Origin of the sequence: Mesorhizobium silamurunense (genome assembly GCF_014843905.1) — a bacterium.
Classification (GTDB): Bacteria; Pseudomonadota; Alphaproteobacteria; order Rhizobiales; family Rhizobiaceae; genus Mesorhizobium; species Mesorhizobium silamurunense.
The window spans coordinates 1-588 of sequence record NZ_LPVS01000181.1 but is presented as its reverse complement, the minus strand read 5'-3'; the positions used below and the strand labels follow the sequence as shown (position 1 = coordinate 588).

Sequence of the window (588 nt, the reverse complement as noted above, 5' to 3'; positions counted from 1 at the left end):
GCCCGGGCGGTCCGGCCGAAATGGTTCCCGGCCAGCACCATGTTCGCATGAACATGTACATCGCGCAGGCGCAGAGCGGTCGTTTCCGGGTCGTGAAGGACCTAGGTCCGATCGATCCCAACGAGCGCATGCTACCGACGAATTCCAACTGAGCAACGTGAGGTGACCGGCGGGGGGCGATCACTGTTCTCCAATTGGCGGGGCGGCTAGATGGTGCCCTCGCCATCTATCTCGATACGGTCGAAAAGCTGGTCGTTGGAAGCCTCGTAGCTAAGCTGCATTCGCCTGAGAATCTGGCGACCTACATCGCTGCTTATCAGGAAGAGCGACAACGGCTGATCGGCGACAAAGCGGCCAAGCGGATCATGCTTGAGCGCGACCTAGAAGTCGCCAAGCGAGAAATGTCGCGCGTCGTCGATCAGATTGCCAAGGGCTTTGTGGAAGGCGAGGAAGTGGCAGATGAGATCAGGGCCATCCGACAGCGCCGGAAGGGCATTGAAGCAGAGCTGGCATTGCAGCCTGAGGTCGAGAAAGTCGTGACTTTCCTGCCAGCCGCTGTGCAACGATTCGAACGGGCGATGCGCGACT

Annotated in this window: 1 pseudogene; it reads left to right on the top strand. The window is 59.7% G+C overall.

Annotated features, from left to right (window positions below):
- Positions 1-194: 194 nt before the first annotated feature.
- A pseudogene (locus AU465_RS32940) lies at positions 195-588 on the top strand (hypothetical protein); the annotation flags it as partial.